18 protein-coding genes, 1 tRNA gene and 1 pseudogene are annotated in these 25,838 nt (G+C 71.8%); 3 read left to right on the forward strand and 17 right to left on the reverse strand.

Annotated features, from left to right (window positions below):
• Position 1: 1 nt before the first annotated feature.
• From OG386_RS20790 to OG386_RS20805, 4 genes are all read right to left on the reverse strand, one after another.
• The gene (locus OG386_RS20790) at positions 2-1,252 is read right to left on the reverse strand and encodes a hypothetical protein (RefSeq protein ID WP_328789399.1); all 1,251 of its coding nucleotides are present in this window, start codon (positions 1,250-1,252) and stop codon (positions 2-4) included.
• A 58-nt stretch (positions 1,253-1,310) separates the two neighbouring features.
• Positions 1,311-1,826: a SigE family RNA polymerase sigma factor gene (locus OG386_RS20795; protein WP_266603323.1), complete on the reverse strand. Its 516-nt coding sequence runs from the start codon at positions 1,824-1,826 to the stop codon at positions 1,311-1,313.
• A 114-nt stretch (positions 1,827-1,940) separates the two neighbouring features.
• Positions 1,941-2,447, reverse strand: a complete 507-nt coding sequence (locus OG386_RS20800) for a GNAT family N-acetyltransferase (protein WP_328789400.1) — start codon at positions 2,445-2,447, stop codon at positions 1,941-1,943.
• Positions 2,448-2,647: 200 nt separating this feature from the next.
• Positions 2,648-3,874 (reverse strand): serine hydrolase domain-containing protein, encoded by a 1,227-nt coding sequence (locus OG386_RS20805; protein ID WP_328789401.1) that lies wholly within the window; start codon positions 3,872-3,874, stop codon positions 2,648-2,650.
• A 142-nt stretch (positions 3,875-4,016) separates the two neighbouring features.
• On the opposite strand from OG386_RS20805, the gene OG386_RS20810 reads away from it, so the two are divergent.
• Positions 4,017-5,618, forward strand: coding sequence for an outer membrane protein assembly factor BamB family protein (locus tag OG386_RS20810; protein WP_328789402.1), 1,602 nt, complete (start codon positions 4,017-4,019; stop codon positions 5,616-5,618).
• 26 nt (positions 5,619-5,644) lie between these two features.
• Positions 5,645-6,493 carry a hypothetical protein gene (locus OG386_RS20815; RefSeq protein WP_328789403.1) on the forward strand — a complete coding sequence of 283 codons (849 nt, stop codon included), beginning with the start codon at positions 5,645-5,647 and terminating at the stop codon, positions 6,491-6,493.
• Between the two features lie 322 nt (positions 6,494-6,815).
• On the opposite strand, the gene OG386_RS20820 is transcribed toward OG386_RS20815, so the two are convergent.
• From OG386_RS20820 to OG386_RS20830, 3 genes are read right to left on the reverse strand one after another with little or no spacing between them, the layout of a single operon-like run.
• The gene (locus tag OG386_RS20820; protein ID WP_328789404.1) at positions 6,816-7,664 is read right to left on the reverse strand and encodes an aldo/keto reductase; all 849 of its coding nucleotides are present in this window, start codon (positions 7,662-7,664) and stop codon (positions 6,816-6,818) included.
• Positions 7,661-8,290 (reverse strand): hypothetical protein, encoded by a 630-nt coding sequence (locus OG386_RS20825; protein WP_328789405.1) that lies wholly within the window; start codon positions 8,288-8,290, stop codon positions 7,661-7,663. Before OG386_RS20825 ends, OG386_RS20820 begins: the two co-directional genes overlap by 4 nt.
• Position 8,291: 1 nt before the next feature.
• Positions 8,292-8,804: a hypothetical protein gene (locus OG386_RS20830; protein WP_328789406.1), complete on the reverse strand. Its 513-nt coding sequence runs from the start codon at positions 8,802-8,804 to the stop codon at positions 8,292-8,294.
• A gap of 368 nt (positions 8,805-9,172) precedes the next feature.
• Here OG386_RS20830 and OG386_RS46950 point away from each other — a divergent pair.
• Positions 9,173-9,406: pseudogene (locus OG386_RS46950) on the forward strand (tyrosine-type recombinase/integrase); the annotation flags it as partial.
• Between the two features lie 196 nt (positions 9,407-9,602).
• Here the strand turns inward: OG386_RS46950 and OG386_RS20840 are convergent.
• The 10 genes from OG386_RS20840 to bldG all read right to left on the reverse strand — a co-directional run bounded on the left by OG386_RS20840 (position 9,603) and on the right by bldG (position 25,837).
• Positions 9,603-9,676 (reverse strand) — tRNA-Thr (locus tag OG386_RS20840).
• Positions 9,677-9,893: 217 nt separating this feature from the next.
• Positions 9,894-11,462, reverse strand: coding sequence for an alpha/beta hydrolase (locus OG386_RS20845; RefSeq protein WP_328789407.1), 1,569 nt, complete (start codon positions 11,460-11,462; stop codon positions 9,894-9,896).
• A gap of 184 nt (positions 11,463-11,646) precedes the next feature.
• Positions 11,647-12,858: a DNA polymerase III subunit delta' gene (locus OG386_RS20850; protein WP_328789408.1), complete on the reverse strand. Its 1,212-nt coding sequence runs from the start codon at positions 12,856-12,858 to the stop codon at positions 11,647-11,649.
• A 72-nt stretch (positions 12,859-12,930) separates the two neighbouring features.
• Positions 12,931-16,212 (reverse strand): dTMP kinase, encoded by a 3,282-nt coding sequence (gene tmk / locus OG386_RS20855; RefSeq protein ID WP_328789409.1) that lies wholly within the window; start codon positions 16,210-16,212, stop codon positions 12,931-12,933.
• Positions 16,213-16,412: 200 nt separating this feature from the next.
• Positions 16,413-19,235 carry a type I DNA topoisomerase gene (gene topA, locus OG386_RS20860; protein WP_328789410.1) on the reverse strand — a complete coding sequence of 941 codons (2,823 nt, stop codon included), beginning with the start codon at positions 19,233-19,235 and terminating at the stop codon, positions 16,413-16,415.
• Positions 19,236-19,846: 611 nt separating this feature from the next.
• The gene (locus OG386_RS20865) at positions 19,847-21,397 is read right to left on the reverse strand and encodes a DUF7059 domain-containing protein (RefSeq protein ID WP_328789411.1); all 1,551 of its coding nucleotides are present in this window, start codon (positions 21,395-21,397) and stop codon (positions 19,847-19,849) included.
• Positions 21,398-21,528: 131 nt separating this feature from the next.
• Positions 21,529-22,098, reverse strand: a complete 570-nt coding sequence (locus OG386_RS20870) for a small secreted protein (protein ID WP_328789412.1) — start codon at positions 22,096-22,098, stop codon at positions 21,529-21,531.
• Between the two features lie 164 nt (positions 22,099-22,262).
• Entirely contained in the window at positions 22,263-24,665 is a 2,403-nt protein-coding gene (locus OG386_RS20875; RefSeq protein ID WP_328789413.1) for a sodium-translocating pyrophosphatase, read from the reverse strand.
• Between the two features lie 267 nt (positions 24,666-24,932).
• Entirely contained in the window at positions 24,933-25,373 is a 441-nt protein-coding gene (locus OG386_RS20880) for an ATP-binding protein (protein WP_328789414.1), read from the reverse strand.
• Between the two features lie 122 nt (positions 25,374-25,495).
• Positions 25,496-25,837, reverse strand: coding sequence for an anti-sigma factor antagonist BldG (gene bldG / locus OG386_RS20885; RefSeq protein ID WP_008743037.1), 342 nt, complete (start codon positions 25,835-25,837; stop codon positions 25,496-25,498).
• Position 25,838: the final 1 nt, after the last annotated feature.

A 25,838-nucleotide genomic window follows, 5' to 3' on the forward strand; every position in this document is an offset into this window, starting at 1 on the left:
ATCAGCGGGCGGGCGTGCCCACTTTCCACTCCGGGGCGAGCGCGATCTGCCGCAGCTGCCCCATCGTCAGCGCGGGCGAGGGGCGGGTGGCCGGGCCGTTCTGGTCCGCCGTGTTGAAGGCGCTGACCACCACGCGCAGCCCGTCCTTGCGCAGGGTGTCCACCTTCCACTGGGTCACGCTCCTGACCTTCTCGCCCGGCTCCGCCGCGACCTTCACCTTCGTGCCGTCGGACTCCGTGGTGACGGCGGGGTTCCCCGTGAAGCCCGAGGGGTTCGCGTTCGACTGGACGTTGATCTGGACCAGGGACTTGCCCTTGCCGTCGTCGAGCACGACGTAGCCGTACGTCCCCTGCCCGCCCTTGGAGGCGATCGGGACGGTGATCTCGAACCGGTTCATCAGCTGTTCCAGGGCGTCCACGGCCTTCCGGTCCCGCAGGGCGATCGACTCCGGCCGGGGCGCCGGCTCGGGATCGGCCGCCGGCAGGTCGTTCAGGGCCGGGTGCCACGTGTCCGAGGTGACCAGGGCCTTCAACTGCTCGATGGTCAGCGGCGGGTCGATCCGGGAGACGGGGGCGCCCTTGTCGGCCGCGGCGTTCCACTCGGACGCGTCGACCAGGAAGCCCTGCGCGGTCACGAGCACGGCCCGCCAGACCTTGGTGTCCGTCCGGCGGTCCGGGTACTCGTACCCCTGGTGGAGCAACAGCCGGGAGCCGTTGGGCAACTGCTCGGTCCGGCAGTCGTCGTAGGCGTGCAGGTTCTCGTCCCCGCACTCGGTGTGCGCGCGGGATCCACTGCTGAACGGGTCCACCCGCTGGAGGCCGAGGGAGATGGCCGCCGGGCCCTTCCCGTCGTCGTACACGGCCCCGACCCGCGGTCCCAGCTCGTCGTCCGTGCCCCGTGCCTCGGGCTCGGTGAGCCGACCGCCCGGCAGGAGCGACTTCAGGTTTCCGATCATCTGCTCGGCGGTGACCGCGCCGGTGCCGGTCAGCCGTCCGTTGCCCGGCGGGGTCGGCGGCGGCGCCGCGACGCGGACCGCGCCCTGGGCCCCGGAGCCGCCGAACAGGCCGCCGGAGTAGGCCCCCGCCGTGGCGATCAGGACCAGGACCAGCGCGGACCCGCCGGCCAGGGCGGCCCGGCGGCGCGCCAGTCGCCGGCCGCGCCGCTCACCCGCTTGCGCGAGGGCCCCGGCATCGACCGCGAAGCTCTCCCCCGTGCGCCGGAGGGCTTCGGCGAGTTCGTCTTCAAAGGACATAAGGAACCAGACCTTCCGTTTGCCGGGTGGAGTCGGGGGAGGGAACGGACCGGGGGTCTCAGCGGTCCACGAAGGCGGTGAGGCTGCCGCCCAGCTGCTCCCGCAGCCGGGCGAGCGCCCGCGAGGTCCGGGTACGGACCGCCGCCGAGGAGGCGTTCATCGCGTCGGCGGTCTCCTCGACGCTGCGGTCCTCCCAGTAGCGCAGCACCAGCACCGCCCGGTCCTTGGGCGCCAGCCGCCCGAGCGCCTCCAGCAGCGTCAGCCGCAGCGCCGGATCACCGCCGCCCGGCGCGGGCGCACCCGTATCGGGAAGCTCCCCGACCGGTCGTTCCCCCGCCGAACGACGGCGCTGGTGCGTGAGGAAGGCCCGTACCAGCACCGTCTGGGCGTAGGCCGCCGGATTGTCGATGCGGGAGATCCGGCCCCACCGCTGGTACATCCGCCCCAAGGTCTCCTGCACCAGGTCCTCCGCGAGGTGGGTGTCCCCGCCCACGAGCAGGCATGCCGACCGGTACAGAGGGCCCGAGCGGCCCGCGGCGAACTCACGGAACCCGTCCCTGCGCCCCTGGCGCATCTGCTTCCCCCCTCGCGTCCGTCCCACCCCTGTGACGCGATGGCGGCGGAGAATGTTTCATCCCCCGCCACCCTTTCCGCCGCCGATCCCGTCGGTACTCCTGCCGCAGGCCGGTCAGCCCAGGTCGTGGAAGTACACGTGGAACTCCTCCCGGACGAAGCCCTCCGCCTCGTACAGCCCCTGCGCGACGGTGTTGTCGTACGCGGTCTCCAGCTGCACGCCGGACACGCCGGCCTCGCGAGCCCGGCGCAGCACCTCGCGCAACAGCGCCCGGCCGGCTCCGGTGCGGCGGCCGGCCGGGGCGACGTAGAGGTCGTTGAGGACCCAGGCGGTCCGCAGGGAGAGGGACGAGAACCCGCGGTAGACCTGCGCGAAGCCGACCGTTCCGGCCTCCGGGACATCGGCGAGCAGCACCAGCGATTCGTCCTTGGCGATCCGCTCCGCCAGGAAGGCCCGCGGGGCGTCCGGGTCCTCGACGTCCACCTCGTAGAAGTCGAGGTAGCCGCGGAACAGCACGGCAGCGGCCTCGACGTCCGCCTCGCCCGCCGCGCGGACCGAAACCGCGGGAGCGGAGTCCTCCGCCGGGGACCGGCCGTCCCGCTGTACTGCCTGACCGTTCATGTGCGTCTCCCTCAGGGGTGTTTCGCGCGCCGCGGACCATGGTGGGTGAGGTGCCGGGCCGTCCGGACCCCCGGCGCCCTCGACTCCCTACGCTACGGCCGGAGTCGGCCGTGGCGAAGGACGGGCCGCGCACGCGACGGCGGGCCCCGGGACCGAAGTCCCGGGGCCCGCCGGACACATGGGCCGCCGACCGCCCCCGCTCACGACGCCGGCTGGGCGGGGAGCGTGTAGACCCGGTCGGGGGTCACGATCTTGGTGATCGCCTCGCCGAACAGGGTGCTGGGCTCCTGGCCCTGGTACCCGATGTCCGTGTTGAGCAGTACGACCAGCGTGGCCTTCGATTCCGGCAGGTAGAGGACCAGCGATCCGTAGCCCGGCAGTGAGCCGTTGTGCCCGATCCAGCCCTGGACGTTGAAGATGCCGAGGCCGTAGCCCGTACCCGGGAGCGCGTCGACCACGTCGAGGCGCTGGGCCTGGGTGGCGGGGGTCAGCAGGGTCCCGGTCGCCAGGGTCTTCGCCCAGCTGCGCATGTCGGGGAGGTCGGAGATCATCGCGCCGGCCGCCCAGCCCCAGGAGGGATTCCAGTCGGTGGCGTCCTCGACCTTCCCGGAGGCCGTCTGGTTCGTGTAGCCGTGGGCGTGCGGGGTGGGGAACTCCGGGCCCGTGGGGAACACCGTGTGCTTCAGCCCGGCGGGCGCGACGACCTTCTGGTCGATGAAGCGGTCGAGGGGGACGCCGCTGACCTTCTCCACCACCAGCCCGAGCAGGATCAGGTTGGTGTTGCAGTAGTAGAACTTGGCGTTCGGCTCGAAGAGCACCGGGTGCTTGAAGGAGTAGCCGAGCAGCTCCTGCGGGGTGAAGGGGCGGTCGGGATTGCTGGTCAGCGCCTTGTAGAAGTCCTCGTCAGCCGAGTAGTTGAACAGACCGCTCCGCATCCCGGCCAGCTCGCGCAGGGTGATCCGGTCGCCGTTCGGGACGCCGTCGATGTACTTGCCGATCGGGTCGTCCAGGCCGACCTTCCCCTCGTCCACCAGCTCCAGCAGGGCGGTCACGGTGAAGGTCTTCGTCACGCTGCCGATCCGCATGTTCAGGTTCGGGGTCATCGGCGCGCCCGTGGCCTTGTCGGCGATGCCGAAGGACCGTACGTAGTCGCCCTTGCCCGGGGCCGACACGGCCACGATCACGCCGGGGATCTTCGCCTCCGCCAGCACCTTCTTGATCGCGGCGTCCAACTGGCGGGTGACGGCGGGGGTCAGCTGCGCGAACCCGTCCGAGGCGGGTGTCGGGGTCGGCGCCGGAACCGTCGCGGCCGGCACGGGGGCCGCCGCGTCCCGTGCGTACACCGCACCCGCCCCCGTACCCGCGGACCCCGCCACGAGTACGGCCGCCGCCACGGCCACGGTGGCACTGCGCCAGCGCGTCGTCATGACCGGCCTCCTCACCCCGCGAGCCAAGGAACCACCACTCCACGCTAGACCTGTGCGCACGGGCGGGCGACCGGAGGTGCTCGCGGCGAATTCGTCCAAAAATCTATTCTAGAAATATCTCTGGATCGGCCAGACTTCACCCATGACCGGTCGTACCTCCGGCCCATGGCCGGAACCCGACGAGCAGCGACCCGCCGGCTTCGGCCCGCCGCCCGCACCCTTCGCACCGCCAGCACCGCCAGCACTGCCGGCACCGCCCGCACCGCCGGCGCCCTTCGCGCCGAGCGCCCCGCGATCCGGCCGCCGGCGGCGGCTGCCCCGGCCCGTGGCCGCCGTCGGCGCCGCCCTGGCGCTGCTCGCCGCCCTGCTCCTCATCGGCGGCGGCGCCTACCGCCTCACGGTCCGCGGCGGACCCGCGCAGCCCCTGGCCGGGCCCTCCGGTTCGCCCTCGATCGACCAGGGCGACGGCAAGGGCCCTGGTGGGGGACCCGACGCCTACGACCCCAACGCCGGCATCCGGGCGGGCGAGGCCCGGGTCTGGGTGCGCGACAACCAGGCCGAGGTGGCCGGCTCGGGCGTCTCGCAGTACGGCCCCTGGCGCGTGGGCGACACCGTGGTCAGCGCGATCCCGAGCGGTTTCACCGGCTACGCGGCGGCCGACGGCAAGGAGAAGTGGAAGCTCCCGCTCCAGACCCCGCTGTGCGGGGTCCCGCCGGCCCCGTCCGCGCAGGGCAAGATCGTCGTGGGGGTGAAGGAGAGCACGTCGGAGGGCTCGCCCTGCACGCACCTCCAGCAGATCGACCTCGCCACGGGGCGGGCGGGCTGGAAGGTTCCGCTGCCGCCGGAGAACAAGTTCGACACCACGACGCAGTTCGAGCTGGCGATCAGCGGTGACACCGTGGTCGTCGCCCGGGCGGCCGTCATGAGCGGCTTCTCGGTCACCGACGGCCACAAGCTCTTCGGCACGTCGAGCCCGAACGGCTGCTACCCGTCCGCCGTCGCCGGGGGCTCGCGGCTGATCGGCATCCGCCACTGCCCCGACCCGAACGACGTCCGCGCACCCGGACAGGCGGTGGTCGAGGAGCTGGATCCGGCCACCGGCGCCGCGCGGTGGAGCTACAAGTACGCCCCGGACTGGACGGTCGGCCGGGTGCTCTCCATCGACCCGTTGGTGATCGCCGCACACCACAAGGACAAGAAGACCTGGAACCTCACGGCGTTCGCCGCCGACGGCACGGTCCGCTCGCAGAGCACCCCGGCTTTCGGGGTCAGCGGCCGGTGCAACGGATTCGGCAACGCGAGCGGCTTCCAGGAGTGCTACGCCGTCGCCGCCGACGCCGACTCCCTCTACATCGGCGCGGGCAAGCCCGGCACCACCCTCGACACCGAGGTCACCGACCAGGTCGTCGCCGTCGACCTGAACACCGGCAAGGAGCGGTGGCGCACCGCCGAGCAGCCCAAGGGGCGCACCGTGTGGCCGCTGGCCGTCGAGGAAGGCCGGGTCCTCACGTACGTCACGCCCGGCAACGGCGAAGCGGGGGCGGTCGTCTCCCTCGCCGCGACCGACGGGGCCGCGCAACCGGCCTTGCAGAGCCCGGCCGCGGCCCGCGGCGCCCAGGGCGTCTTCTACCCCCACGGCGTCCGCATCGCGTGGGCGGGCGGACGGCTGTTCCTGCTCAACGGCCGGGTCAACAGCCCGGAGCCGCGCAAGGCGAGCCGCGCGATCCTGTCCTTCGGCAAGTAGGGCAGGCAGGTATCAGGAGGGGCACCGTGCACGATCCGTACCACCAGCCGAGTCACCCCGGCGGCCCGTACCCGCCGCCGCCCTTCGAGCCGCCGCAGGAGCCCGGCGGCGGGCGCCGGATCAGCAGAAGACGGCTCGTCGTCGGGATCTGCGCCCTGACCGCCCTGGCGGTCGCCGCCGCCGCGACCGGCGTCGTCCTCGGCGTCCGCGAGAACCGGGACCGCACGCGGGCGGCCGCGGCGGCATCCGCGGCGGACCCGACGAAACCGCTCGTCGCGGGCTGGAAGACCGTGATCAACCCCACGCACGGCACCGCGTTCGACGTCCCGCCGGGGTGGGAGGTCCTCGAACCCCAGGTCTTCAGCGGCTACGAGGACGGCAAGGACCGGGAGAAGGTCCTCATCGGGCACACGGCCCCGGCCTTCTACAAGTCCCAGTGGTGCAGCATCGACGCGAACGGCGACGGCCAGGTCACGGACGTCCGGCTCGGCAACGTCGGCACCAAGGGTGCCGGTGGCGCCAAGGACCCCGCCGACATCGCCGTGAAGGAGGCGCCCACCTGGGTCTACGCCGCCTACACCCAGCCGGACAAGAGCGTGGTCACGGCGGACAAGCCGGTGGAGTACACCACGAAGTCGGGGGTCAGGGGGAGTTACGTCAAGGCGCGCTCCTCGGGTGCCCAGCGGCCCAACCGCTGCGCGGGCGACGGCCAGGCGGTCGTCTTCGGCTTCAAGAACTCCCGGGGCGACCTCGTCTCCTGGGACTTCTACGGCCGCACGGGCGTCCCCGGCGCCGTCGACGACGCCCTGATCATGCGCATCCTGAGCACGGTCCGGCTGGCGGGCGACCCGAAGGACCCCGGCCCCGGACCGTGACCGCCCGCGGCCGTCCGCCCGCCGGTCCGCGCGGTCGCACCAGCCCTTCAGGAGCCGGGCCTCCGCCTCCTCGGCCAAGCCGTCCGCGAGGGTCAACTCGGGCTCGGGTACCGACAGCTGCCAGGCCCAGGTGTCGGTGACCGTTTCGGTGACCGGGCGGCATTCCAGGCCCGTTCTGGCGGAGCGCCTCCGGGGAGACCTCGCCGTCCAGCGTGAAGGCCCCGGTCTGCAGGTAGTAGGAGTCCTCGCCACCGCCGATGAACTCGAGCATCCGCCGCTGTTGAGAGGAGACGGGATGGAGAACTGCTTCTCCCGAAGACACTTAGATTCCCTCATTCGGTGAAGAATCGGCACTGCCGCTCGGCAGGCCGTCGGTGGGGCCGTCGGTGCGGCTCTCCGTGCTGCCGACGGCGACGGCGACGGCCTGGTCGAAGGCCTTCACGTTGGCCTCCAGATGCTCCACATCGGTCGTTCCGGTCAGAACCAGAGCACGCCGAAAATGCGTGACGTGGTACGTGAACGGGTTCGGGCCGCCGGCGAGGGCGCCCGAGGCCATGGGCCGGTTGAGCAGGGGGAGGACGGTGCCGCGCGCGTACTCGTAGGCCTCGGCGAGAACGGTGTTGCCGGTGTTGGCCGGGAACTGCACGGTGTCGAAGACCTGCGTGTCCAGCGCCAGGCGCAGGGCGTCCGGCGTGGACACGCTGGCGCCCAGGGCCGTCACCTGCATGGACGCCTTCAGGGCGGCGAACCAGCCGATGAGCGCGTCGTCGGCGAAGTCCGCGGCGGTGCACTTGTGCAGTTGCAACAGGTCGATCCGCTCCAGCCGTTCGATCGACGTGTCGAAACTGCGTCGCACGGCATCCAGGCTGTGATCGGTCCGTCCGCCCTCCTGCGGCGACCACTCCTCGCCGCACTTGGTGGCGATCAGCAGCCGGTCGCGCTCGGACCTCGGCAGGGTCGTCAGCCAGTCGCCCAGCCGCTGCTCGCTGGCTCCGTAGGCTGCCGCAGTGTCGAAGAACCGGATGCCGAGCGCGTGGGCGCGGTCCAGTAGGGTCCGGGTCTGATCGGCGGTGCTCACCGGGCTGTCCGAGCCGGGCCACGGCCGACCGATGCCGATGAGCCCGAGGCCGAGTTCCAAGCCCCGGAAGTCCTTGACACCCGTGCCGTTCATGCCTTGCTCCTGGGGTGGTAGGCGAGTTGGCGCTCGATCGGTGCCGAGGCGAAGTCGCCGGCGCCGTTCACGACGTCTCCGGTGTTCAGCCGCACGGCTCTGGCGAGTCCGAAGCCCTTCAGGACGGCGCCGCGCAGGTCAGGGTCCGGGCCGGTGAAATCCTGGCCGCCGCCCAACTCGACGCTCTGGGCAGCGACCGCTCCGATGATCTGCGAGCCGTCTCCCAGGAGGCTGGAGCCGACGATTTCGGCCCCGTTGAGCAGCCGAACCCCGTTCCCGATGCGCAGATCCGTCTTCGGCTGGTTGGCCTTGATCTGCACTCCGCCCGGACCCAGGGAGCAGCCGTCGCCGATGGTGACCCGACCCCCTGCCGCGGCAACTACGAGCGTGGCCGGGTGGAAGGTGTTGGCGTCGCCGATGCGGCATTCACCACCGCTGTCGCAGCGCACCACGACGCCCGGGTAGAAAACATTGCCGGAGCCGATCCGGGCGTCTCGGGCAATCAGAGTGGAGTAGGGGTCGAAGACGGTGTTCCGGGCCGCGAGGTCCATCATGTCCTCAAGCGTCAGGAACCCGTTCTGGACGCGGACGTCATTCAAGACGGTGTGCCAGGTGTTGTTTTGCATACTAATGACTACCTTGTGTGATCAGATCGTAGGAATCCATGGGGCGGCGCGTCACGTTTCTCTGTCCCAAGACGGAGAACACATGGCTCGCCACGACGTTGGCGCTGTAGGGAGCCTCGGTCATCTTTCCGGGGAGTACGACGACGGCGCTTTCTCCGAGGGGCAGCATGCGGATGTTCAAGGACCGGGCGCTGCCGGTGTGCTCCGTATAGTCGACCTTGACGCATGCCGTCCGTTGGGACCGAGTCATGTCAGCCTGCGGGAAGCGCCACCTCACGGCTTCGTCGAGTCGGTCGGCGACCTCGGCGTCGACTTCGAACGTGGGCGCATCGACGATCGTGGCGTCCTCGTTGAAGCCGACGATGCTCCACTGGTCGCGGTTGATCATCGCGGCCTGCTGGGGAGCGATGCCGAACACTGAGACGGGGGCCACCTTCGGCACGGTCACCAAATGGCTTCGCCAGAAGCGGACCTGGACTGCTGGCAGTTCAAGTTCCTTGCAGGCGCGCTCCATTCCGTATCCGGCCGCGCACACGATGAAGCGGTGCTGGAGCGCGAACGTCTCCTGGCGGGTCCCGATGTGCAGGTGTCGCCCGTCCGGCCCAGGATGGCCGCGCCCAAATGGATCCGGACGCCGCGGCTCTGGAGTTCGGACATCGGACTCGCTGCGAGCATCCGGGTGTTGATTCCCAGGTCATCGACGGCGAAGGCCGCCTCGTCGGCCTCGGTGCGGACATGGTCCGCCAGTTCCCGGCGGTGCTGCGCGGACAGGGCTGCGTGTCCGACGCGGCCTCCGCCCATCGGTCGAGGGTGGGGTCAGAGAGGCGCCGGGCACGATCGCGATGGCCTTCCCCTTCTCGAATTCCACGCACTCGGGAAAGGCTGCACCCGGGCGAGGTGACCGATCTCTCCGAACGGACGGTCGCCGCCTCCGCCTTCCCGCGGATCCGGCTGCACGATCCGCGGCACGTCGCCGCCTCGCCCCTGCTCGCGGCCGGCGTCGACGTCAAAATCGTGTCCGAGGCCCTCGGGCACTCCGACTCCCGGATCACTCGGGACATCTATCAGTCGGTCATGCCGAAGGCCGCCGCCGAGGCTACGGCCACCATGGTTCCGAGGGGGCCGTACGGCCCCCCGTTCAGGTCGCCGCTCCGGCCGAGGATGAGTTCGAGGTCACACCGGTACCTGCTCGGCAGAATGGGCACGCAATGGGCACGCAGGACGGCGCGAAGATCATCGCGTTCCGCCCCCGATTGGTCCGGACATAGCAAAAGCCCCGGGTCACGGCGAGTGATTCCCGGGGCTTCTACAGAGCCGCCTTCGGGATTCGAACCCGAGACCTACGCATTACGAGTGCGTTGCTCTGGCCAACTGAGCTAAGGCGGCGCCGCTGCTCAGACAAGTGTTCCCTCGAAGAGGGGCGCTCATCAGCAGCGGCGCCAAGTCTACAGGGTCTGGACGGGTGCCCTGAACCAGGTTTCGCAGCGGCGCGACGTAGGTCACATATCAGGGTGATTGCCGCATACCCGGCACGTTTTGCTACCCCGCCGGACGTGGGTCCCGCAGGTGCGCCGGGAGCAAGCCGTTCACCGGGGCGGCGGCCTCAGCACTTCTTGCCGTCCTGCGGGGCCTTGCCCTCCAGGAGGTAGCGGTTGATCGCGGTGTCGATGCAGGCGCTGCCGCGCCCGTACGCCGTGTGACCGTCGCCGTCGTAGGTGAGGAGCGTGCCCGATTCGAGTTGGCCGGCCAGCGCCTTGGCCCACTTGTACGGGGTCGCCGGGTCGCGCGTGGTGCCCACCACCACGATCGGCGCGGCGCCCTTCGCGGTCAGCTCCCTCGCCTTTCCGGTGGCCTTCACGGGCCAGTACGTGCAGTTCAGCGCGGCCCAGGCCAGGCCCGCGCCGAAGACCGGGGAGGCCTTCTCGAAGGACGGCAGGGCGGTGTCGACGGCCTCGGGGCCGCTGAAGGCCGGGGGCTGGTCGAGGCAGTTGACGGCGGCGTTCGCGAACATCAGGTTGGCGTACTTGCCGTCCGCCTCCCGCTCGTAATAGCTGTCCGCCAGGCTCAGCAGGCCCGACCCGTCGCCGTTCATCGCCGAGCTGAGCGCCTCGCGCAGCTGCGGCCAGGCGCTCTCGTCGTACAGCGCCGCGATCACCCCGGTCGTCGCCAGGGCCTCGCCCAGCGGGCGAGTCGGGTCGCCGCTCGCCACGGGCTGGGCGTCGACCTTGCGGAAGAAGTCCTTCAGGCGCGCCTCCACCGCGTCCGGGTCGCCCTTGCCGAGCGGGCAGTCGGGCTGCTTCGCACAGTCCTTGGCGAAGGCGGTGAAGGCCGTGTTGAAGCCCTCCGTCTGGTCCCGGTTCAGTTCGAGCGCGGGCCGGGTGGGGTCCATCGCCCCGTCCAGGACCAGTCGGCCGACCCGGCCCGGGAAGAGGTCCGCGTACGTGGCACCCAGGAAGGTGCCGTACGAGGCCCCGACGTAGTTGAGCTTCTCGTCCCCGAGCAGCGCGCGCAGCAGGTCCATGTCCCGGGCGGCGTCGACGGTGGAGACGTGCGGCAGGACCCGCCCGGAATTCGTCTGGCAGGCGGCCGCGAACTCCTTGAAGGCCTTCACCAGCTCGGCGCGCTCGGCCGGGTCGTCCGGCGTCTGGTCCACCTGCGTGTACTTGTCCATGGCCGGGCCGCTCAGGCACTCGACGGGGCTGCTGCGTTCCACCCCGCGCGGGTCGAAGGACACCATGTCGTACTGGGCCCGGACGGCCGCGGGATAGCCGATGCCCGCGTACGCCTGGAGGTAGCCGATCCCGGAACCGCCCGGGCCGCCCGGGTTGACCATGAGCGAGCCGAGGCGCTTGCCGGGGCCGGTGGCCTTACGGCGAGACACCGCGATGTCGACGTCCTGCCCGGAACCGGGGTTCGCGTAGTCCAGCGGGGCCTTCATGGTGGAGCACTGGAATCCGGGGACACCGCAGTCGCGCCAGGTCAGCTTCTGCTCGTAGTACGGGCGCAGCGCGGCCGCATCGGGGGACGGCTGCGCCGCGGCCGTGCCGGACTCCGGTGGGGAGAACGCGGCGGCCCCGGGTTCCCCCAGCCCACCCGAGGTGCACCCGGAGAGCAGCAGCCCGGCAGCTGCGATCACGGTTCCGGTGGTACGCAGCAGGCGACTGGTGTCCATCTCCGGAGCCTACGTCTTACCGGAGGACATGAGCGGGCGATCCGGGACCGGACGGCCGCACGCCTTCCGTGGTCCCCTCCGGACCCGGCACGGACCGGCCCCCGCACGGCCCCGGTAACCGGTTCGCCCGCACGGGTGACGCCGTCAACCGGGCGTGGACCACCGCCCGGCGGCCCGGACGCGGTCAGCCCGCGCGCAGGGCCATCGTCATCGCCTCGACCGCGAGGAGCGGGGCGACATTGCGGTCGAGGGAATCCCGGCAGGCGATGATCGCCTCGATCCGGCGCAGGGTCCGCTCGGGGCCCGAGGCACGGGCGACCCGGTCCAGGTCGTGCCGTATCTCCTCGTTCGCGATGGCCACGGACGAGCCGAGCTGGAGGGCCAGGACGTCCCGGTAGAAGCTGGTGAGGTCGGTCAGCGCCAGTTCGAGGGTGTCGCGCTGAGTGCGGGTGCGACGGCGCTTCTGCCGGTCCTCCAGCTCCTTCATCACGCCCGCCGTGCCGCGCGGCATCCGGCTGCCGGCGCCCGCTGAGGCGCCGAGCGCGGTCCTCAGCTCCTCGGTCTCCTTGGCGTCGACCTCCTCCGCGACCTGCTTGGCGTCCTCGGCGGCGGCGTCCACCAGCTCCTGGGCGGCCTTGAGGCAGGCCCCGACGTCGTCCACCCGGAGCGGGAGCTTCAGGACCGTCGCCCTGCGCTCCCGGGCCGCCTCGTCGGTGGCCAGCCGACGGGCGCGGTCGACGTGCCCCTGGGTGACCCGGGCGGCCGTCAGGGCCGCCGCCGGCTCGACGCCGTCGCGCCGCACCAGCATGTCGGCGACGGCCGCGACCGAGGGGGTGCTGAGGTTGAGGTGGCGGCAGCGGGAGCGGATGGTCGGCAGCACGTCCTCCACGGAGGGCGAGCACAACATCCAGACCGTGCGGGGCGCGGGCTCCTCCACGGCCTTGAGGACCGCATTGGCGGACTTCTCGTTCAGCCGCTCGGCGTCCTCGACCAGGATGACCTGCCAGCGGCCGGTGGCCGGGGACGTGTAGGACTTGCGGACGGTGTCCCGCATGTCGTCGACGAGGATCTGGCTGCCGACCGCGACGACGGTGGAGACGTCCGCGTGCGTGCCGACCATCGTGGTGTGGCAGCCGTCGCAGAACCCGCAGCCGGGCTCACCACCGAGGGCGCGGTCGGGACTGGTGCACTGGAGGGCGGCGGCGAAGGCCCGGGCGGCGGTGGTCCGCCCGGATCCGGGCGGACCGGTGAACAGCCAGGCGTGGGTCATCTTGGACGCCGCGGGCGGCTCGGTCCCGGCCGTGATGGCCGTGACCAGTGCGTCGGCGTCGCGAGCGGCGGCGGCCAGCTGCGCCTGGACCCGCTCCTGTCCCACCAGGTCGTCCCATACGGGCATCCCGCCCACCACCTTTCACTCTCCGTGCACCCATTGTGGCGGGCGGCACTGACAATCCCGTCCCCGCCGAGGTCAGCGGCGGCGGCGCGGTCCCCGCTCGCCCTCGTCGCCGTCCTCGTCGTCCCGGTGGCGGCCCAGCAGTTCGTCCGCCAGCGTCGGCAGGTCGTCCAGCGGGGTCTCCTCGGCCCAGTCCGGGCGCGGCCGGCGCGGCCGGCCCTCGCCGTCGAAGACGGGGAGCTCCCGCGTCCGATCGTTGCCGGAGTCCCGGAAGATGCCCGACGGCACCCGGTCGGCCGGGTTCTCCTCGGGACGCTGGGCCGTCGGCCGCGTGGCGGAGCGGGCGCGCCCGGTACCGCTGTCCTGCGGCGCCTGCGGGGCGGCCGGACGGACGGGCGGCAGCACCGCCGTCTCGTCGGCCGGGCGCACGGGCGGCAGCACCGCCGTCTCGTCGGCCGGCCGGACCGGCGGCAGCACCGCAGTCTCCGCGACGGAGGCCGGGTCGATCTTCGGCACCGGAACGGTCTGGGTGACGTCGTCCGGCTGGACGACCCTCTTGACCGGCTTGGCCGCCGGAGCCGCCGGGACCACCGGGGTCTCCACTGTCACCGCGTCGCCCGGGTGGGGCTCCGGCTCCGGCTTCGGCTCCGGCTTCTTGGTCATGGCGACCTTCGGCGCAGGGGTCGGAGCAGGAGTCGGAGCAGGCGCGGGCGCGGGAGCCGCCGGGGCGACCGCAGCAGCCTCCGCGGCCGCCACGGCCGCGGCAGCCGCCGCCTTCGCCGCCGCCTCGGCCGCCACCAGCCGGCGCGCCTCCTCGGCCTTCAGCAGGGCCTCCTCGGCCCGCCGCTGCTTCTCCAGCCGCCGTTCCTCGGCCTCGGCCCGCAGCCGGGCCTCCTCCTCGGCCTGCCGGCGCAGCCTCTCCGCCTCCGCCGCGCGCGCCTTCTCCTCGGCCTCCAGACGCAACCGCTCGGCCTCGGCCCGGGCCCGGGCCTCCTCCTCGGCCCTCAGCCGCGCTTCCTCCGCCTTACGGGCGGCCTCCGCCTCGGCCTTGATCCGCGCCTCCTCGGCCTCCCGGGCCAGCCGGGCCTCCTCCTCGGCCCGCAGGCGCGCTTCCTCCGCCTTGCGGGCGGCTTCTTCCTCGGCCTTGCGCCGGGCCTCCTCCTCGGCGAGGCGCCGGGCCTCCGCCTGGGCGGCGACCTCGGCCTCCGAGAGCGGAAGCATCCGGTCCAAGCGGTGCCGTACGACGGTGGTCACCGACCCCGGGTCCTGGCCCGCGTCGACCACGAGGTAACGGCCGGGGTCGGCCGCGGCGAGGGTCAGGAACCCGGACCGCACCCGCTCGTGGAACTCCGCCGGCTCCGACTCCAGCCGGTCCGGTGCCTCCGTGAACCGCTCGCGCGCCGCCTCCGGCGATACGTCGAGCAGCACGGTCAGGTGCGGGACGAGCCCGTCGGTGGCCCAGCGCGAAATCCTGGCGATCTCCGTCGGGGAGAGGTCACGGCCGGCGCCCTGGTAGGCCACCGAGGAGTCGATGTAGCGGTCCGAGATGACGACCGCGCCGCGCTCCAGGGCCGGGCGCACCACCGTGTCCACGTGTTCCGCCCGGTCGGCGGCGTACAGCAGTGCCTCGGCGCGGTTCGACAGACCGGCCGAGGAGATGTCGAGCAGGATCGAGCGGAGCCGCTTGCCGACGGGGGTCGCCCCGGGCTCCCGGGTCACCACGACCTCGTGGCCCTTGCCCCGGATCCAGTCGGCCAGCGCCTGGACCTGGGTGGACTTGCCGGCCCCGTCGCCGCCCTCCAGGGCGATGAAGAAACCGGTGGCGGACGCCGCCTGTGCGGGCTCCCCGCCGCGCAGCGCCTCGCGCAGGTCCCGCCGCAGGGGCACGCCCCGGCGGTCGTCGGCCTTGGTGAGCACCACCACGGCGACCGGCAGCAGCAGGGCGCCGACCAGCATCAGGGTGAAGGCGGCGCCGCCGTGGGCGAAGACGACCTCTGCGCCGGTCAGCCGGTGCGGGCCGATGGCCGCGGCCAGGACGGGCGCGGCAACGGCGCCGAGCGCCACGGCCACCCGTACGACCGCCTGGAGGTGCTCGGTGATCCGGGCCCGCCGGAACTCCTCGGTCTCCTGGTCCAGCAGGGTGTGGCCGGTGTTGGCCGCGACGCCCGCGGCGGTGCCGGCGAGCAGCGAGAGGAACAGCACGGTCGCCGTGTCGGGGACGAGCCCGGTCAGCAGCAGCGCGAGCCCGGTGACCGCCACGGCGAGGGCCATCAGCCGGCGGCGGGACAGGGCGGGCAGCACCTTGCCGGCCTGGGTGGCGCGGATGCCGGCGGCGGTGCCGCCGACCAGCGCGAGGACGAACAGCGCGAAGGCTGCCGGGCCGCCGCCCAGGTCGAAGGCGTGCAGTACGGACACGGACGCGGCGCAGGACACCGCTCCGGCGACCGCGGCGCAGCTCATGACGAGGAGGGGGATGGCGCCCGTCCGGCCCTTGTCGGGCCGGTCGCCCGCCTTGGGGGTGCGCAGGCCCTCCAGCGGCGATCGCGGACGCGGGGTCGCCCCGCCGGGCAGCACCAGCGGCAGCAGCAGCGAGACGGAGGCGGCGAAGAGTCCGGAGGCCACGTACGAGCCGAGGGCGGCCTGGTTCGCGGCGAACCAGTCGATGCCGAGGCCGAGCGCCTTGCCGACCAGGGTCGCGGCGAGCAGCGCGGCCGCGGCGATCGGGAGCGCCGCGAAGGACGTGCGCAGGGTCAGCCGCCGCAGCGCGTCCAGGTGGTCCGGGAGCGGCCGTACGGTCGCCCCCTCCGGCGGCGGCGCGGGCAGCAGGGTGGGCGCCGCGCTCTCCTTGGCCAGGGTCCACAGCCGCTCGGCGGCGCCGGAGACGAAGACGGTGGCCAGCAGCGCGATCAGCGCGTGGCCCGGGATCCAGTCGAGCCACAGCGGGGCGACGACGAAGAGCCCGAGGCGGAGCCCGTCGGCCCCGATCATGGTCCAGCGGCGGTCCAGCTTGCCGCCGGCGCCCAGCAGCCCGGCCAGCGGGCCGAGGAGGACCGCGCCGAAGAGCAGGGTGGCGAGGATCCGGACCCCGAAGACGGCGGCGACGGCGAGGGCCTGGCCGCGGTACCCGCCGCCGAAGCCCCCTTCCGAGGCCGCTGCCTGGAAGGCCAGCAGCACCAGCACCAGCAGGGCCAGGGCATCACCGATGCCGCTCACCAACTGGGCGCTCCACAGCCGGCGCAGCCTGGGAGTGCGCAGCAGTGCGCGCACCGCACGCTCGCGGGAATCCGCGGCTAGGGCTTCGTCGTAGGTGGGGTTCGCCGGGGCGGTCACGACCGCCGGCTGCTCGGCTCGCGTCATCCGCCCAGCCTATCCGCTGCGCTATGCGGGTGCGGAAGCCTGTGGACGAGGCCGCGTGTGACCCCGGACCCACCTTCAGGGGCTTCCGCCCCGGGCCCGGACCCCGGGGAGCGCCCGGGGTCCGGGCGCAGCGCCGTTGCGGGGGCGCTGCACCCGAGCCCCCGCGCCTCAAACGCCGGCGGGGCTGACGGTGCGAACGACTACTCGTCCGCGGGGGCCGCGGGGGCTGCGGCGGCCTTCTTGGTCGCCGTCTTCTTCGCCACGGTCTTCTTGGCGGTCGTCTTCTTGGCCGCCGTCGTCTTCTTCGCGGCAGCGGCCTTCGTCGCCGTCGCCTTCTTCGCCGGGGCCTTCTTGGCGGGAGCCTTCTTCGCCACCTTCTTGGCCGGGCCCTTCGCCCGCTTCTCCGCGAGCAGCTCGTAGCCCCGCTCCGGCGTGATCGTCTCGACGTCGTCGTCCCGCCGCAGCGTCGCGTTCGTCTCGCCGTCCGTCACGTACGGCCCGAAGCGGCCGTCCTTGACCACGACCGGCTTCTCGCTGACCGGGTCGGTGCCCAGCTCCTTCAGCGGCGGCTTGGCCGCGGCCCGGCCCCGCTGCTTGGGCTGCGCGTAGATCGCGAGCGCCTCGTCCAACGTGATCGAGAAGAGCTGGTCCTCGGTCTCCAGCGACCGCGAGTCCGTGCCCTTCTTCAGGTACGGGCCGTAGCGGCCGTTCTGGGCCGTGATCTCCACGCCCTCCGCGTCCGCGCCGACCACGCGCGGCAGCGACATCAGCTTCAGTGCCTCGTCGAGGGTGACCGTGTCCAAGTCCATGGACTTGAAGAGCGAAGCCGTCCGCGGCTTGACCGCGTTCTTGCCCGTCTTCGGGGTGCCCTCGGGAAGGATCTCCGTCACGTACGGCCCGTAGCGACCGTCCTTGGCGACGATCTCGTTCCCGCTGACCGGGTCCTTGCCGAGCTGGAACTCGCCGCTCGGCTTGGCGAACAGCTCCTCCGCGTACTCGACCGTCAGCTCGTCCGGAGCCATGTCGTCCGGGACGTCGGCCCGCTGGTGGCCCTCCGCGTCCTTCTCACCGCGCTCCACGTACGGCCCGTAGCGGCCGACGCGCAGCACGATGCCCTCGCCGACCGGGAAGGAGGAGATCTCCCGGGCGTCGATCGCGCCGAGGTCCGTGACCAGCTCCTTCAGGCCGCCGAGGTGGTCCCCGTCGGCCGGCACGACCTCGGTCGCGTCCTCCGAGCCGAAGTAGAACCGCTTCAGCCACGGCACGGACTGGGCCTCGCCCCGCGCGATGCGGTCGAGGTCGTCCTCCATCTTCGCGGTGAAGTCGTAGTCGACGAGCCGCCCGAAGTGCGTCTCCAGCAGGTTCACCACGGCGAACGACAGGAAGGACGGCACCAGCGCCGTGCCCTTCTTGAAGACGTAGCCGCGGTCGAGGATCGTGCCGATGATCGACGCGTACGTCGACGGCCGGCCGATCTCGCGCTCTTCGAGCTCCTTGACCAGCGAGGCCTCGGTGTAGCGGGCCGGCGGCTTGGTCGAGTGCCCGTCCGCCGTGATCTCCTCGGCCGCGAGCGCGTCGCCCTCCGCGACCTGCGGCAGGCGCTTCTCGCGGTCGTCGAGCTCGGCGTTCGGGTCGTCCGCGCCCTCGACGTAGGCCTTCATGAAGCCGTGGAAGGTGATCGTCTTGCCGGAGGCGGTGAACTCGGCGTCGCGTCCGTCCGAGGCACGGCCGCCGATCTTCACGGTGACGCTGTTGCCGACCGCGTCCTTCATCTGGGAGGCGACGGTCCGCTTCCAGATCAGCTCGTACAGGCGGAACTGGTCGCCGGTCAGACCCGTCTCGGCCGGGGTGCGGAAACGATCACCCGAAGGACGGATCGCCTCGTGCGCCTCCTGCGCGTTCTTGACCTTGCCGGCGTAGACGCGCGGCTTCTCCGGCAGGTAGTCGGCCCCGTACAGCTGGGTGACCTGCGCCCGCGCCGCCGACACCGCGGTGTCGGACAGCGTGGTGGAGTCGGTACGCATGTAGGTGATGAAGCCGTTCTCGTACAGCTTCTGCGCCACCTGCATCGTCGCCTTCGCACCGAAGCCCAGCTTGCGCGAGGCCTCCTGCTGGAGCGTCGTCGTGCGGAACGGGGCGTACGGGGAACGGCGGTACGGCTTGGACTCGACCGACCGGACGGCGAACGAGGTGTCGGCCAGGGCGGCGGCGAGCGCCCGCGCGTTCGCCTCGTCGAGGTGCAGCACCTCGCTCTTGAGCTGCCCGTTCGAGCCGAAGTCACGGCCCTGCGCGACGCGCTTGCCGTCCACCGTGTTCAGGCGGGCGACCAGCGTGGAGGGGTCGGAGGCGTCACCGGCGCGGCCGGTGGAGAAGGTGCCGGTCAGGTCCCAGTACTCGGCGGAGCGGAAGGCGATGCGCTCGCGCTCCCGCTCGACGACGAGACGGGTGGCCACCGACTGGACGCGCCCGGCCGACAGCCGCGGCATGACCTTCTTCCACAGGACCGGCGAGACCTCGTAGCCGTAGAGGCGGTCGAGGATGCGGCGGGTCTCCTGGGCGTCGACCATGCGCTGGTTCAGCTCGCGCGGGTTGGCGACGGCGTCGCGGATCGCGTCCTTGGTGATCTCGTGGAAGACCATCCGGTGGACGGGGACCTTGGGCTTGAGGACTTCCTGCAGGTGCCACGCGATGGCTTCGCCCTCGCGGTCCTCATCGGTGGCGAGGAAGAGTTCGTCGGACTCGGCCAGCAGCTCCTTGAGCTTCCTGACCTGGGCCTTCTTGTCCGCGTTGACGACGTAGATCGGCTGGAAGTCGTGCTCGACGTCCACACCGAGGCGGCGGACCTCGCCGGTGTACTTGTCGGGAACCTCGGCCGCGCCGTTCGGGAGGTCGCGGATGTGCCCGACGCTCGCCTCGACGACGTATCCGGGGCCGAGGTAGCCCTTGATCGTCTTCGCCTTGGCTGGGGACTCGACGATGACGAGTCGGCGGCCGCCCTTTGCGGTCTCGCTAGTCGGGGACAACTTGGCTCTTCTCTCCGGTCGGCACTCGGTCGCAGTACGGCGACGCTGCGGAGTGTGACGGTACAACCCGCCCCCGTGTCAAACGGCAGAAGCCCGCAACGGCCACTCGAACGGTAACCCGACAAGTGCCGTTTCTGCCGCCCGGATGCCGCGCCGGGGCGTTCCCGATCACCGGGCAGGGTGGCCTGGGGGCCGTCTGGCCGCGCCTTCGTGCCTGGTCCCGGGCCTGCTGCGACCTCGGCTTTCCGGACCGGATCCGCGGCCGCGTCCGGGTCCGCCCGGGTCCCTCGATCTCGGTGCCGGAGCCGCGCGGGGCGCCCCGGCCCCAGGGCCTTCGCCGCCCCGCGGACGAGCCCGGCCGGCGCTTCGACCGAGACGGGGCGCGCGCCCTCCGCCACCAGCACACGGTGGAAGAGCACGCGCCCCCGTCAGGCCTGCTGAGCGGCCCCGAACAGCGGGAACACGGCCGCCGCGAAGATCGCCGGACCGTGTTCCGCGCCGATTCCCCTTACCCCCGGGCCGCTCTCGGGATCCCCCCGGATCCCCCTGCGCAGGAGACTGACAGCCCTGTGGATACGGCGGGCGAACCCCGGGTTACATCCCGGGGTCGACTACTGCGCGGGGCCCGCCACGGGGTCCAGGAAGCCCTGCTCGACCAGCAGCCGGATGGCCTCCGGAGTGCGGTCCCGCAGCACGATCGGGTCCTCCTGGACCAGCTGCGCGATCGCGTCCAGGATCCGGCCCGCGCTCAGTGAGCCGTCACACACTCCGGCGAAGCCGGCGCCGACCGTGTCGACCTTGGTGGCGCGCCGCATTCCGCGGTTCTGCCGGAGCACGACATGTTCCGGATCCTCCGCGCCGGGCGCGCCGACCTGCTCCTGGACCACTTCCTCGGCCAGCGCGAAGTAGGCCTCCAGCAGGGCCGCGTCGTCGTGCTGCCGCAGGTAGTCCTGGCGCGCGAAGTGGGCCAGGACGGCCTCGCCGAGCGGCTGCTCCACCGTGTGGGGCCACTCCTCGACCACGATCGAGGGCTCGGCCGCGTCCGTCCGGCGCAAAGTGATCCATCCGAAGCCGACGGACTTGGTCCCGCGGGCCTCGAACTCGTCCAGCCAGTCCTCGTACCGCTGGGTGTACTCGGCGGGGTCGGTCCGGTGGTCGCCGGCGTCGCGCAGCCACAGTTCGGCGTACTGCGTCACGTCCTGCACGTCACGCTGCACGATCCAGGCGTCGCAGCCGCGCGGCACCCAGGAGCGCAGCCGGTCGCGCCAGTCCTCGCCCTCCACGTGCTGCCAGTTGCCGAGGAACTGCGCGTACCCGCCCGGGTTGAGCCGCGCACCGGCCTCCTGGACGAGGGTCCGGCACAGGTCGTCGCCGCCCATACCGCCGTCCCGGTACGTCAGCCGGGCGCCGGGGGAGATCACGAACGGCGGGTTCGACACGATGAGGTCGTACGTGGCCTCGCCGACCGGCTCGAACAGTGACCCTGCGAGCAGCTCGGCCTCCGGGGCCCCGGACAGGGCCAGCGTCAACCGGGTGAAGTCCAGGGCCCTGGGGTTGACGTCGGTGGCGGTGACCCGGGTGGCGTGCCGGGACGCGTGCAGCGCCTGGATTCCGGATCCGGTGCCGACGTCGAGGGCGGAACCGACCGGGGTGCGGACGGTGATCCCGGCCAAGGTGGTGGAGGCGCCGCCGACGCCGAGGACCACGGCTGTGCCCGGCTGACGCCCCCGGCTGCCGATCCCGCCGGCCCCGCCGACGGAGCAGCCGAGGTCGGAGACGATGAACCAGTCCTCGCCGTCCGGGCCGCCGTACGGGCGTACGTCGACGGTGGCGTGCACGGTGTCCTCGCCATCGGCGACCTCCTCCAGCCGCAGCCAGCCGTCGGCCAGCGCCGCCTCGACGGGCAGCGCCGCCTCGGCGTGCGCGTACGGCTCCGGCTGCTGGAGCAGGAACAGCCGGACCAGGCTCGCGAGCGCTCCGTCGCCCGGACCACGGGTGGCGCGCAGGGCGGGGACGGTCTCGCTGCGGGCCAGCGCGGCGTAGGCGGGGGCGCCGAGCAGGTCGAGCAGCCCGTCGGCGGTGAAACCGGCGGCGAGCAGGGCGGCGCGGAGCTCGAGGGCGCGATCGGGCTTGGGGAGGCTGGTGGTACTCACGCGTCCCATTGTGTCCGCTGGGACCCGTCCTGCCGATCACACCGGGCCGCGAACGCGAAAGGGCGGCCGCGGCCCCTTCCGGGACCCCGGCCGCCCTGAACGACGTACCGCGCGCAGCACCGCCTGAGCGGTCGGCCGCGCTACTGGCCGGACGCCGGCGCCGCCGCGACCTGGCAGCCCTTCTGGCTGTTGATCGCCGGGCCGAGGCCGCCCGCCTTGAGCTGGGCGAGGGCGTCCTGGCCGCCCTTCGTCACGTCCTTGAGTCCGCCCGCGACCTCCTTGAGGCCGTCGGCGAACTTCGTCTTGTCCTGGGGGTCGAGGGCGTCCGTCTTCGCCTTCAGGTCGGCGTAGCCCGTGGAGGTCGTCTCGAAGCCCTTGGCAGCCGCATCCTGGGTCGCGGAGCCGTTCTTGACCGGCGGAACGCCCGCCGACCGCAGGGCGTCCGCCATCGCCTTGTACGACTCGGTCATGGTCGCGAACGCCGCCGAGTCGGTCTTCTGGACCTCGTCGGGCTTGCTGCTCTCCGAGGCCACTCGCTTGATCTCGACGTTGGCCGCTTCGATCTTCTCGATCTGAGGCTGCCACTGGTCACAGACCTTCTTGGCCCAGGAGCTGGCCTTCTGGTCAGTATCGTCCCCGCCGCCGCATCCGGACAGGACGAGCATCAGTGCCGCACCGCCCGACAACGCGGCCGCAATCTTCTTGTTCACCGGATTGGTCCCTTCGAAGGCTCTCGGCCCGGAAGATACACGCCCACCCTGCGCAGACGCACAAAGGCGGACAGACGGCGCGTGAGTCCGCGCCGCCCATCCGCCTTTCGGGCGTACCGGCCGGCCCTGCCCGGCCCTACCCGTACCGCTGACCGGACCTCGGGTCAGGAGACCGTCGCGGGGTCGGCCGGCTGGGCCACCCGCTCGGCGGCTCCGCCTTCGGGCTCGTCACCGACGGCGATGCCGCGGCGCTTGGAGATGTACACCGCGCCGATGATCACCCCGATGGCGAGGACCGCGACGATCGCCCGCACGATCGGGCTGCTGTCCCCGCCGTAGCTGAACTGCACGACCGCGGGGGCGATCAGCAGCGCCACCAGGTTCATGACCTTGAGCAGCGGGTTGATCGCCGGTCCGGCGGTGTCCTTGAACGGGTCGCCGACCGTGTCGCCGATGACGACCGCGGCGTGGGCCTCGCTGCCCTTGCCGCCGTGGTGGCCGTCCTCGACGAGCTTCTTCGCGTTGTCCCACGCGCCACCGGAGTTGGCGAGGAAGACCGCCATCAGGGTGCCCGTGCCGATGGCGCCGGCGAGGAAGGCACCGAGGGCGCCCACGCCGAGGGAGAAGCCCACGGCGATGGGGGTGAGCACGGCGAGCAGGCCGGGCGTGGCGAGCTCGCGCAGCGCGTCCTTGGTGCAGATGTCCACGACGCGCCCGTACTCGGGCTTCTCGGTGTAGTCCATGATCCCGGGGTGCTCGCGGAACTGGCGGCGCACCTCGTAGACGACGGCGCCCGCGGAGCGGGAGACGGCGTTGATGGCGAGGCCGGAGAACAGGAACACGACGGCCGCGCCCAGGATCAGCCCGACGAGGTTGTTCGGCTGTGCGATGTCCAGGCTGAGGTTCATCTCCCCGGCCTTGGCGCCGACTTCCTTGACCGCGGTGGCGATCGCGTCGTTGTACGAGCCGAACAGCGCCGCCGCGGCGAGCACGGCCGTGGCGATGGCGATGCCCTTGGTGATGGCCTTCGTGGTGTTGCCCACGGCGTCCAGGTCGGTCAGGACCTGCGCACCGGCGCCCTCGACGTCGCCGGACATCTCGGCGATGCCCTGGGCGTTGTCGGAGACGGGCCCGAAGGTGTCCATGGCGACGATGACGCCGACGGTGGTGAGCAGGCCGGTGCCGGCCAGGGCCACCGCGAAGAGCGCGAGCAGGATCGACGTGCCGCCGAGCAGGAACGCGCCGTAGACGCCGAGGCCGATGAGCAGGGCCGTGTAGACGGCGGACTCCAGGCCCACCGAGATTCCGGCGAGGACGACGGTGGCCGCGCCGGTCAGGGAGGACTTGCCGATGTCCCGGACGGGGCGCCGGTTGGTCTCGGTGAAGTAGCCGGTCAGCTGCTGGATCAGGGCCGCGAGCACGATGCCGATGGCGACGGCGACGACGGCCAGGATCCGCGGGTCACCGGTGTGGTTGGTGATCGCCGGGTTCTCGACGCCGACGAGCTCCTTGTAGGTGGCCGGCAGGTAGGCGTAGACGGCGATCGCGACCAGCGCCAGGGAGATCACGGCGGAGATGAAGAACCCGCGGTTGATGGCCGTCATGCCGCTGCGGTCGCTGCGGCGCGGGGAGACCGCGAAGATGCCGATCATCGCGGTGATGACGCCGATCGCGGGCACGATCAGCGGGAAGGCGAGGCCCAGGTCGCCGAAGGCGGCCTTGCCGAGGATGAGCGCGGCCACCAGGGTGACGGCGTAGGACTCGAAGAGGTCGGCCGCCATTCCGGCGCAGTCTCCGACGTTGTCGCCCACGTTGTCGGCGATGGTCGCGGCATTGCGCGGGTCGTCCTCCGGAATGCCCTGCTCGACCTTGCCGACCAGGTCGGCGCCGACGTCGGCGGCCTTGGTGAAGATTCCGCCGCCCACGCGCATGAACATCGCGATCAGGGCGGCACCGAGACCGAAGCCCTCCAGGACCTTGGGGGCGTCGGCGGCGTAGACCAGGACGACGCAGGAGGCGCCGAAGAGGCCGAGGCCGACGGTGAACATGCCGACGACGCCGCCCGTCCGGAAGGCGATCTTCATCGCCTTGTGGGAGACCTCGGTCAGGTCCTTGGCGGGCTCCCCCTCGGCCGGGGTGGCCTCGCGTGCGGCAGCGGCGACACGGACGTTGGCGCGGACCGCCAGGCGCATGCCGATGTAGCCGGTGGCGGCCGAGAAGATGGCGCCCACGAGGAAGAAGGCGGAGCGCCCGCCCCGCTGCGTCCAGTCGTCGGCGGGGAGCAGGAAGAGCAGGAAGAAGACCACGACGGCGAAGATGCCGAGCGTGCGCAGCTGGCGCCCGAGATAGGCGTTGGCGCCTTCCTGGACGGCTGCGGCGATCTTCTTCATGCTGTCGGTTCCCTCGTCGGCGGCGAGGACCTGGCGGACCAGGATCTGCGCGACGACGAGTGCGGCGAGTGCCACGGCCGCAATGACGATCACGATGAGCCGATTGTCATCGGTAAGTACTGCGGCTGCCAGATCTGTGGTGCGATCGGGCGCGATAGGGGTGAAGAGCCCCGTCATTCGTCCTCCTTGACGTGATGAGCTCAAGATGTGGACGGATTGTAGGGAGCGCGCCCCGATCAAAACAGTGCGCAGGAAACGCAATTGGCGCGCTCTCGCTCCTCAGCAATAGATCGCGTCACTCCATTACCCTCGAAAGTGGTAATGGGGCAAAGGCATTGACGCCTCATCATGGATCTAGGGAAATGAAAAAGGCCCTGCTCAGCAGGGCCTTGATAAAGATCAGAAGATACGAAGGATTGGGCGCGGAGCGGATCCCGCTGGACCTCAGGGAAGCTCGGAAACTCCGGAGACGGGCCAGCTCATCCGGATGGTCCCGCCCGATTCCCCGCTGCTCACCTCGACGTCGTCGACGAGCCCGCTGATCACCGCGAGACCCATCTCGTCCTCGGTCTCGCCCTCGGACTCCAGGACGGCGGTGATGCCGGACACCGCATCGGTCGTGCTGCCGGACGGCCCGGGGACCTCGTCGCCGACCTCGATGGAGAACGTCTTGTCCTCCTCGGTCAGCACGACCCGTACGGGCGCAGTCAGTCCGTTGCTCCGATGGAGTCCGACGGCACGCGAACAGGCTTCGCCCACGGCGAGGCGGACCTCGTCGAGGACGGCGTCGTCCACGCCGACCCGGCGCGCCACGGCGGCCGCGACCAGGCGGGCCGTCCGGACGTGTTCGGGCTGGGCGCTGAAGCGCAGTTCAACGGTGGCCATGCGCATCCCCCTCGGACTACGGGCGTGCCTTGACAGGGGCCCCGGCCAACCATGGCCCGGTACCCCCGCTCTCCTTGTCGGCTCCCTGCCGCCCGAAGGCCACAGGGAGCCGCGCGGAGCCGTCAGTCGGTGGCGTTGACTGCGTCTTCCACCGTGGTGTGGATCGGAAACACCTTGGTCAGACCGGTGATGCGGAAGATCTTCAGGATGCGCTCCTGGTTGCACACCAGACGGAGCGAGCCCTCGTGCGCACGGACGCGCTTGAGGCCTCCCACCAGCACACCAAGGCCGGTGGAGTCGAGGAAGTCCACCCGCTCCATGTCGACAACCAGGTGGTAGCTGCCGTCGTTCACCAACTCGACCAACTGCTCGCGCAGCTTGGGCGCGGTATACACATCAATCTCGCCACCGACCTCCACGACCGTACGGTCGCCGACAGTGCGAGTCGACAGGGACAGGTCCACG

Origin of the sequence: Streptomyces sp. NBC_00273 (assembly GCF_036178145.1) — a bacterium.
GTDB lineage: Bacteria > Actinomycetota > Actinomycetes > Streptomycetales > Streptomycetaceae > Streptomyces.

What these genes read in the sequence shown, in the direction of transcription:
- OG386_RS20865 (WP_328789411.1), bottom strand. Translation starts at nt 21,397, where the DNA reads ATGGGACGCGTGAGTACCACCAGCCTCCCCAAGCCCGATCGCGCCCTC.
- OG386_RS20845 (WP_328789407.1), bottom strand. Translation starts at nt 11,462, where the DNA reads ATGGACACCAGTCGCCTGCTGCGTACCACCGGAACCGTGATCGCAGCT.
- OG386_RS20790 (WP_328789399.1), bottom strand. Translation starts at nt 1,252, where the DNA reads ATGTCCTTTGAAGACGAACTCGCCGAAGCCCTCCGGCGCACGGGGGAG.
- OG386_RS20850 (WP_328789408.1), bottom strand. Translation starts at nt 12,858, where the DNA reads ATGCCCGTATGGGACGACCTGGTGGGACAGGAGCGGGTCCAGGCGCAG.
- OG386_RS20810 (WP_328789402.1), top strand. Translation starts at nt 4,017, where the DNA reads ATGACCGGTCGTACCTCCGGCCCATGGCCGGAACCCGACGAGCAGCGA.
- OG386_RS20830 (WP_328789406.1), bottom strand. Translation starts at nt 8,804, where the DNA reads ATGGAGCGCGCCTGCAAGGAACTTGAACTGCCAGCAGTCCAGGTCCGC.
- OG386_RS20795 (WP_266603323.1), bottom strand. Translation starts at nt 1,826, where the DNA reads ATGCGCCAGGGGCGCAGGGACGGGTTCCGTGAGTTCGCCGCGGGCCGC.
- OG386_RS20880 (WP_328789414.1), bottom strand. Translation starts at nt 25,373, where the DNA reads ATGGCCACCGTTGAACTGCGCTTCAGCGCCCAGCCCGAACACGTCCGG.
- OG386_RS20805 (WP_328789401.1), bottom strand. Translation starts at nt 3,874, where the DNA reads ATGACGACGCGCTGGCGCAGTGCCACCGTGGCCGTGGCGGCGGCCGTA.
- OG386_RS20875 (WP_328789413.1), bottom strand. Translation starts at nt 24,665, where the DNA reads ATGACGGGGCTCTTCACCCCTATCGCGCCCGATCGCACCACAGATCTG.
- OG386_RS20800 (WP_328789400.1), bottom strand. Translation starts at nt 2,447, where the DNA reads ATGAACGGTCAGGCAGTACAGCGGGACGGCCGGTCCCCGGCGGAGGAC.
- OG386_RS20820 (WP_328789404.1), bottom strand. Translation starts at nt 7,664, where the DNA reads ATGAACGGCACGGGTGTCAAGGACTTCCGGGGCTTGGAACTCGGCCTC.
- OG386_RS20825 (WP_328789405.1), bottom strand. Translation starts at nt 8,290, where the DNA reads ATGCAAAACAACACCTGGCACACCGTCTTGAATGACGTCCGCGTCCAG.
- tmk (WP_328789409.1), bottom strand. Translation starts at nt 16,212, where the DNA reads ATGACGCGAGCCGAGCAGCCGGCGGTCGTGACCGCCCCGGCGAACCCC.